Source organism: Streptomyces sp. NPDC059564, assembly GCF_042735575.1.
In the GTDB taxonomy this organism is placed as follows: domain Bacteria; phylum Actinomycetota; class Actinomycetes; order Streptomycetales; family Streptomycetaceae; genus Streptomyces.
Map to the genome: position 1 here is coordinate 1 of NZ_JBHWBP010000368.1, position 7598 is coordinate 7598.

Here is a 7598-nt window from a genome sequence, read left to right on the forward strand (position 1 = left end):
GGATATCCGGCCCGTGCCCCCTTCTTGCGCGCCGCTTTCCGCGCGAGTGTCAGCCGAGCTGGGAAACGATCATCACGCAGTCCTCGAGCGCCTTCGTGGCGTGGCCCTTGCCGTGCGTGTCCTCGACCAGCTGGGTGTTGCCGGGGACGAAGGTCCGCCAGGTGCCGTCGCTGACCCCGCACTCCATCTTTCCGCTGACCAGGGTCATGATCTGGCGGCGCGGCGCCGGGTGGAAGTCGCCGAACCACCCGGCCGGGATGTAGAGGTAGACGGCCTGCTTGGCCGGCACGCCCTCGGAGACGAAGAGCGACGGCGCGGGCGGCGCGAAATTCACCGCCGTCACCTCCAGCTGCTCGTCGATGAAATGCGATTCCCCGTTCTCGTCGGCGTACAGACGCGATACGGCAATCTTGGCGGTTTCGGCGCTCACGGGAACTCCCCTGGTACCAGATGAAGATGAAGATGACGAAGAAGCTCGATCGCCTTCGACTATCCCAGTCACCGCTGATGGGCCCCTGACCGGTCTTCCCCTTTCCCTCTCAGATATCCATCAGCACCGTGTCAGCCACGGCGTGCCAAGCTGATGTCACGAAAGGCCGAGGAGAGGTTCCCAAAGCGGCCGAATGGGGTCCGGTGGGGTTTACCCGCCGAACGGGCTCTGCCCACGCAGGTTCGAATCCTGCCCTCTCCGCTGGTGCTCATCCCAGGCACGCGCATCCCGATCCGATACCAGGGGTGCGCGTGTCTTTGGCATGAGGGGCCCACGGCGGTGCCGGGGCCCGGGGCCCCTCGGGCGCCCTTCTCGTCCCCGGACTCGCGGAGCGACCGTGTCCAGCCCATCCGCCCCGTGGGTCTCGTAGACGGATCAGCACCTTCTTCCCACCTCCCTCCCACGTCCGGCGCGACCCGAACAGGCGTCGTTTTCCGAGCGACCCCGAGAGACATGGAGACGCAGTTGCCCAGCAGCGACAACCCCACCGTGCCCACGATCCGCAGGACCGACGCCGCCGCGCTCGTGGAGGAGGTCTCCTCCTGGCTGACCGTGGACGCCGACGAGATCGACGCCAAGTTCCTGGGCGAGCGCGCGCGCGTCGTCGAGGCGGTGGCCGAGATGAACGCCGCCGCCGTCGCCGGCCCCGACCGGGACGACGCCCATTACCACCAGCAGCTCCTGCTGTCGCGCATCTACCAGACGGTGATGCAGATACCGGACCGGCCGACGGCCGAGGGCTCCGTGCTGCTGCACGAGGTCACCCGGATGCTGGAGAACGCCACCCTGGCCGCCGAGGACGCCCACCTGGAGCCCGGGCTGCTGGAGTCGGCGCCCGCCGAGCCCAAGCTGTTCCTGTCCTGGCTCAAGGGCCTGGTGCGCAAGCACCGCGCCTTCAAGCACCCCTACTACACCGACTTCATCAACCGCGAGGCGCGCAGCGAGGACCTGCGCACGTACGTCATCCAGGAGTCGCTGATCGACGGCCGCTTCGACGACTTCCTCGCGATGATGCAGATCGGCACGGCCGGCGCCAGCAAGATGGAGATCGCGGGCAACTACTGGGACGAGATGGGCAACGGCGACCCGGAGGCCGTGCACACCCACCTCTTCAACAAGATCTACGAGGTCTTCGACGTCCGTGCCGAGGACCTCGAGGCGGCCATGACCACCACCGACCTGCACTCGGGGAACCTCGCCGTGCTGCTGTGCCGGTACCGCCACCTGTACCCGGAGGCGGTCGGCTTCCTCGGCATGACCGAGTGGCTGGCCCCCGACCGGTTCCGCAACGTCGTCCGGGCCTGGGAGCGCCTCGGCCTGCCCGAGGTCGGGATCACGTACCACCGGCTGCACATCACCATCGACTCCCAGCACGCCGCCGGCTGGTTCCACAACGTGGTCATCCCGAGCGCCGACACCGCCTACATGCGCCGGGGCATCGCCCGCGGCGCGCTGTGGCGGGCCAACTCCTCCGCGCGCCACCTCGACGAGCGCCTGGACCTGGCCCGGCCGACCGCCGAGACCGCCGAGCGCACGCCCGTCGCCGCGGGCTGAGCCGTGCCGACGGATGCGCACGGGCTGCGCGAGCACGGCTTCGCGCCGGTCGTCCTGCCGCCGGTCCCGGCGGCGGTCACGGCGGGCTTCCGCGACCACCACCCGTACCGGACGCTGCGGCTGCGGATGTCCTGGACGGCGGACGACGACTGGCTCTTCCAGTACGTGCCGCCGTCCGGGCCCTCCGGTCCCGGCGGTGGACCCGTACGGGACCTCGCGGACCGGCGGCTGGCGGCGGCGCTGGGCTCCCTCCTGCGGCGCACGCTCAGCGGCCCGTGGCTCGACGTCCACGCCGACTGGCTGATCGGGCTGCACCGGACCCGTACCGTCGCCCCGGCGGGGGCGACGGTACGGGTGGAGCTGCCCGAACCGCCCCCGACGGACAGCGAGTTCACCCTGGTGGCAGTCGTCGCCCGGGAGGGGGAGGGCAGCCTGCGCTCCCGCCTCTACGGCCCGGGCGGCTCCACCGCCCCGCTGCTGGAGGCGGCGCCGCGGCCCGGTCAGGGCCTCCTGCTCGACCGCCGCACCGTCACCGACGACCTCCACGAACTACTGGCCGGGCCCGCCGGCCCGGTGACCCAGGACCTCCTGACCGCCCACCTCTCCCCGGCCAAGACCCCGATGGCCTCGGCCCTCCGAGGCCGCCCCATGCTGGTCCGCGGCCCGGCCGGCACCCTCCTCCACACCCGCCCCGCCCTCCGCTGACCGTCGAATCGCCCCCTCCCGCCCACGGGCGGGAGGGGGTCAGGCCTTCTCACCGAGCGCGTTGCGCAACCAGTCCAGCGGACCCTGCCCGAACAGCTCATCGGCGAGCCGCTGCGCGGCCTCGTACCCCTGCGCCTTGTACTCGATGCCCTGGAGCATGCACTCCAGCTTGTCGGCGTCCCGGGCGCAGACCGCCTCGGGGGACTCCTTGGACTCGCACTCGGCGACCAGCCCCACGGATCGCCGAGGCGAGCGCCTCGGGCATCCCCGCCGTCTGATCGGCCGTCACGGCCTGCGGGTCGCCGGCGGGCGCGTACATCTGTTGTCTACAGAGCTCAGCGACTCGCTCCCTCGGGCCAAAGAACGCGGACCGGAACACCAGTCCGGGCGGCGTAAGCGACCACGTCGGCAGTTCCGCCGTACCCACGCGCAGGCTGCCCGTCCCAGACGGCCAGCAGCTCGTCCACCAGACCCACGAGGATCTCGCTGCCCGCCATGTGCGCCGCCGGGTCGGAGGCCGTCATGCCGGTGCGATGTACCTCTGACGCCCGGTCCATCAGCCGGTCGTACACCGGCCAGTGCTCCTCCGGCAGGCTCTCGCGGTACTGCTCCGCAGGGAGCACCACCTCCAAGCGGCCGCCGTACGCAAGGACGTGCTCGGCGAACCATGCGTCCGGGCCGTCTGCGATGCAGGAGACCCCCACCAGGTCGACACCGCCGTGACTGCGCACCACGGCCTGGAGAAGGTCGCGTACCTGCTGCTCCACCTCGGCGTTCAGCCCTCGATGGCCCGTGATCCCCACGCGCATGGCGTGCCCCCTACAGGTAGACGTCGTGCAGTCGCTCGTCGAAGTCCCGGACGACCTTCGGCGGTGACGCGGTTCGGTACGAGCGCCGGACCGTGCGCGCACGGTCCACGATCCGCCCCGAACGGTACTGGACGCCCGACTCCAGGGCGCGGGAGGCCAGTGCGAAGGCAGCCTCCACGCGCCCGGCCGCCAGATGCCCCGCCGCGATGTCCAGCACCAGCAACGCACGCTGCTTCGCGTGCCCGGAGGCCAGGGCCTCCGTGTCAGCATCGAGAACCCAACCGGGCAGCCCCAGCCGGGCCCCGCAGGCAACCCGCGCCGCCGCAACCTTGGTCTCGCTGAACTGGAACACCCAAGGCCAGGGCGCCGGTTCCTCCGACTCCAGCCGTGCCGCGAGGGATCGGCTCGTGGTCAGCGACCGGTCGGCTGCCCGCTCGTCCCCAGCCGCAGCGTGAGCCACCGCCTCGACCGAGGACAACCACGCATCCGCGACCGCCGGCCTGCGCGCATCCAGAAACCCCCGGGCCTTCCGAGTCCAGTTCAAGGCCTGCGCCCCGTTGCCTGCGTCCGCCTCGAACTGTGCCATGCTGCCGGCCTGATAGGCGGCCAGTAGAGGTTCACCCGCAGCCCGCGCCGCCTTGATCGCCGAGGCGTACCAGCTGCGCGCCGATCCGTGGTCGCCCATGTCCCACGACAGCCAACCCACCAGACTCGCTGCCTCACTACCGACCGCTGCCAGCCGAGCCCGCTGTCGGTCATCGTTCGCCGCCCGGCTCACGTTCTGAACGAGCCGGAGATGGGACTGCACCGCCTCCGACAACTCCCGCGACGGGGTCGACGCGTCCAGGCGCCGGTACGAGGCCGTACCCAGTCGCAGCGTCGCCGCCTGCCCGGCGCCTCCACTCGGATCAGGCAGTGCGGAAAGAGCAGGGGTGACAGCGGCCGCGGCCACCCCTCCCAGAAAGTCCCGCCGTTCCACGTGCTCGTACCCGTCTCGTGCCACTGCGTCCGCGAGCCCCAACAGTGAAGCCGGGACGCTTAGATGCGCCGCCAGCACCGCCAGAATGTCTGTCGCGTATGCCCCGGGGCCGCGCTTCTCCAACCGTGACACTGCCGACTGCGACAGCCCGCACGCCTGGCCTAACTGAGTCTGCGTCAGCCTCGCGCTTTTGCGGACCAGTTCGATGACCTTGCCGTAGTCCCTCGCCCGGGACGCTTCCCTCGCCGCTGACGAAATGCTCAACGTCGGCCCATTCTCGCGTTTCGACCCGTACCTGCGTCGGCCAGTACCCGCAGCGCGCATACCCGTATGCGCATGCCGCATTGGGGATAGTCCCACACCGGCCACGCGCCATTGACTGGTCTCACCACCCCTTGATGACGGCAGGGAGCACCAGCATGGAGACCGGCGAGACGCAGGAGATCGAGGACCTCATCGGGCGGGCGATCGTGCCCTACTCGGACCGGCCGGACGCCGAGGCCGTCGCCCGCCTCATCGACGATCTGATCACCCACGGGCAGGTCCTACACGCCCAGGTGGGCGCGATGCCGAGCAGTCAGCGGACCGAGCGCGTCGGGGCGGCCCTGATCGAGTGGGCGTACTTCGTCGACGCCGGTCCGCCGGGGCGGGGCGACCACGCGAACTGGAACCACGCGCGGGCGCTGGCCCGGATTCTTCGGAACCTGGCCGCGGCGCCCGCCGATCGCCGGTCGGGCTCCGCCCGGTGAGGGAGTGGCAGCGGCAGGCCCTCTACGTCGTCAGCGTCCTGGTCGTACTCGGCGCTCTGCTCGTCGGCATCACCCGCTCCTGAGGCTCCGCCATTCGGGCATCGCCCGGGTCCGCGTGCGCCGCACCTGCGCCGGTCGCCTGAGGTGGTGCCGTTCCCCTACAGTCGACTCCGGTCCGTAAGAGAGGCGTTGCGGTGAGCGAAGAGGGCGGCGAAGCGCGAGGGGCGTGGGTTGACCCCCGGTACCGGGAGTTGGTGGCCGGGTGGGACGCGAACCCGGTGGTGCGGCAGCCTGGGAAGTGGCCCCGGCGGGTGTGTCCTCATGGGTTCGGCGTGACCGTCATGGTCGACCTGGAGACCCTGGCGCCCCGGAATGTCGCCTGCGGGGCCTGCTGCACGCCCGAGGGGTGACGCGTCGGCACCGCGCCTCCGCACTCATCGGGTGCGGGGCGCGGTGCGTGAGGGAGGGGACGGATCAGGCCGCGGCCGCCGCCCGGAGCAAGGTGTCCAGGTGGGTCAGGGCCTCGTCGCAGAGGTGGGCCGCGTCCAGGTCGTCGGGGGCGGCGGCGCAGGCCTGGAAGCGGTCCACGAGCAGCAGGCCCGTTGTTTCGATCTCCTCGGACATCTCGTAACCCCTCTCAGACCGCGTTGCAGGCGCGGAAGACGTGGACCAGGGCGGGCAGGCTCGCCCGGTGCTGGAAGGCGATGTACTCCGGCAGGACCGCCGAGGGGGCCCACTTCTGCTTGTACTCCAGCTGCGTGCGCGCCGGGTAGATGTGCGCGCCGTGCTCCCACAGGTGCTGCATGAACCAGTGGAAGCCCAGGCTGTGGCCCGGGAACTGGGGGGCCGTCAGGGAGGTGAAGGGGGTGAAGCCGAAGTGCAGCCAGCGGGTCCCCTCGGCGGTGAACACGTCGATGGCGGCCTTGTTGAGGGCCTCCATCACCCCGGGCGGTGAGTCGGGCTGCCGGCGGCTGAGGTCGTGCATCCAGCCTTCCTGGGGGCCGTACACCGGGGCGTAGGAGACGTAGCCGATCAGCTCTCCCTCCCGGACGGCGGCGAAGACGCGGCGCAGGTGCTGGTAGCGGCCGCCCGTCTGGCCGACGAGGAACTCCAGCGGTTTGACGCCCTCGCCCTTGGTGGAGAGCCAGGCCGTGTCGAGGGATGAGATCTGGTCCGCGTAGTCCTCGTACTCGACCTCCTTGATCTCCAGGCCGCTGCGCAGCGCCCGCGAGATCTTGTTGCGCAGCTGCATGAACTTGGTGCCGGCCAGGGTGAAGGTCTCCAGGTCGACGGCGTAGGAGGCGCCCATCTGGTTCACCGTGAAGCCCTGTTCGACGTAGACGTCGGCGTCCGCGCCCTGGAGCTGTACGGAGACGATCTCGCGGCCCTGCTCGGCGGCGAAGGCGGTGAACCCCGCCAGCAGCCGTGCCCGCGGGCCGTCCGGTCCGGCGGGGGCGAAGGGGGCGAAGGGGCCGCCGAACTGGACCAGGTAGCGGCCGACCGGCCGGTACACGATCACCCCGGGGACCTCCGGCAACCGGAAGTAGCTGTTCCCGTCGCTGAAGGCGAAATACGCGCTCGGATTGCCCGCGTCCGCGTACCGCCGGATGGCGTCGAGCGCGACATCCGTCTCCAGAATTACTGCCGTCATTTCGGATCCATTCTCCCGCCGGCACTTCGCCACGACACTCCCCCACTTATGGCACGGGCGGCACCGCGCCACAAGCCCCACCGTGCCTGACGGTCAGCCGCCCGTCAGGCACAAGTCAGGCGAACACGCAGGTCAGATGAGCGTCAGGCCTCAGTCAGACGGTCAGTGAAACGATGTTTTCCGACTATTGGCTTTCGGATCACAGGGGCCACAGGAAATTCCTCCCCCGGTCCGCAGAACAATTCCCAGAGAGCCCGAGGAGAACACGGCGATGCGTTCCCTGACGACAGCGCGCGGGATCTGCGAGCAATTCCACGCAGGTCTTCTCGACGCACTCGAAGACCTGCCGCTCAGCACCCGGGAGGGCGCGGACAGCCCGGTGCTGGAGCTGTACCGCAAGCACGGCGGTCCCGGGCTGCTGGTGCCGGCCGCGTACGGCGGCGCGGCCGCCGGGCCGCTGGAGGCGGTCCGGGTGCAGCGGGCCATCGCCGCCGCCTCGCCCTCCCTGGGGGTGGCCACCGTGATGCACCACTTCACGGTGGCGATGCTGTTCCGGCTGGCGGAGGCCACCGGTCGGCTCACCCCGGCCCAGCTGAAGCTGATGACGGCGGTGGCCTCCGACGGGCTGCTGCTGGCCTCCGGCTGGGCGGAGGGACGTACC

At 70.6% G+C, this 7598-nt stretch carries 9 protein-coding genes, 1 tRNA gene and 1 pseudogene; 5 read left to right on the forward strand and 6 right to left on the reverse strand.

What is annotated here, in order from left to right; translation table 11 throughout:
- Positions 1–49: 49 nt before the first annotated feature.
- Positions 50–430 (reverse strand): hypothetical protein, encoded by a 381-nt coding sequence (locus ACFV0Q_RS35310; protein WP_266576077.1) that lies wholly within the window; start codon positions 428–430, stop codon positions 50–52.
- 170 nt (positions 431–600) lie between these two features.
- Between ACFV0Q_RS35310 and ACFV0Q_RS35315 the strand changes: the two genes are divergently transcribed.
- From ACFV0Q_RS35315 to ACFV0Q_RS35325, 3 genes are all read left to right on the forward strand, one after another.
- Positions 601–691: transfer RNA gene (locus ACFV0Q_RS35315), tRNA-OTHER, on the forward strand.
- 252 nt (positions 692–943) lie between these two features.
- Positions 944–2044, forward strand: coding sequence for an iron-containing redox enzyme family protein (locus ACFV0Q_RS35320; RefSeq protein WP_385011175.1), 1101 nt, complete (start codon positions 944–946; stop codon positions 2042–2044).
- 3 nt (positions 2045–2047) lie between these two features.
- Positions 2048–2749 (forward strand): hypothetical protein, encoded by a 702-nt coding sequence (locus ACFV0Q_RS35325; RefSeq protein ID WP_385011177.1) that lies wholly within the window; start codon positions 2048–2050, stop codon positions 2747–2749.
- Between the two features lie 39 nt (positions 2750–2788).
- On the opposite strand, the pseudogene ACFV0Q_RS35330 reads toward ACFV0Q_RS35325, so the two are convergent.
- The 3 genes and pseudogenes from ACFV0Q_RS35330 to ACFV0Q_RS35340 all read right to left on the reverse strand — a co-directional run.
- A pseudogene (locus ACFV0Q_RS35330) lies at positions 2789–3065 on the reverse strand (HD domain-containing protein); the annotation flags it as partial.
- 19 nt (positions 3066–3084) lie between these two features.
- Positions 3085–3558 (reverse strand): hypothetical protein, encoded by a 474-nt coding sequence (locus ACFV0Q_RS35335; protein WP_385011179.1) that lies wholly within the window; start codon positions 3556–3558, stop codon positions 3085–3087.
- A 10-nt stretch (positions 3559–3568) separates the two neighbouring features.
- On the reverse strand, positions 3569–4801 hold the full coding sequence (locus ACFV0Q_RS35340) for a helix-turn-helix domain-containing protein (RefSeq protein ID WP_385011180.1): 1233 nt from the start codon (positions 4799–4801) through the stop codon (positions 3569–3571).
- Positions 4802–4956: 155 nt separating this feature from the next.
- Between ACFV0Q_RS35340 and ACFV0Q_RS35345 the strand changes: the two genes are divergently transcribed.
- On the forward strand, positions 4957–5286 hold the full coding sequence (locus tag ACFV0Q_RS35345; protein ID WP_385011181.1) for a DUF6415 family natural product biosynthesis protein: 330 nt from the start codon (positions 4957–4959) through the stop codon (positions 5284–5286).
- Between the two features lie 474 nt (positions 5287–5760).
- Here the strand turns inward: ACFV0Q_RS35345 and ACFV0Q_RS35350 are convergent, their stop codons facing one another.
- Positions 5761–5910: a hypothetical protein gene (locus tag ACFV0Q_RS35350; RefSeq protein ID WP_385011183.1), complete on the reverse strand. Its 150-nt coding sequence runs from the start codon at positions 5908–5910 to the stop codon at positions 5761–5763.
- Positions 5911–5923: 13 nt separating this feature from the next.
- Positions 5924–6937, reverse strand: coding sequence for a bifunctional lysylphosphatidylglycerol flippase/synthetase MprF (locus ACFV0Q_RS35355; RefSeq protein WP_385011184.1), 1014 nt, complete (start codon positions 6935–6937; stop codon positions 5924–5926).
- A gap of 271 nt (positions 6938–7208) precedes the next feature.
- On the opposite strand from ACFV0Q_RS35355, the gene ACFV0Q_RS35360 reads away from it, so the two are divergent.
- Positions 7209–7598, forward strand: a 390-nt coding sequence (locus ACFV0Q_RS35360; RefSeq protein ID WP_385011185.1) for an acyl-CoA dehydrogenase family protein, incomplete at its 3' end; no start/stop codon positions are given.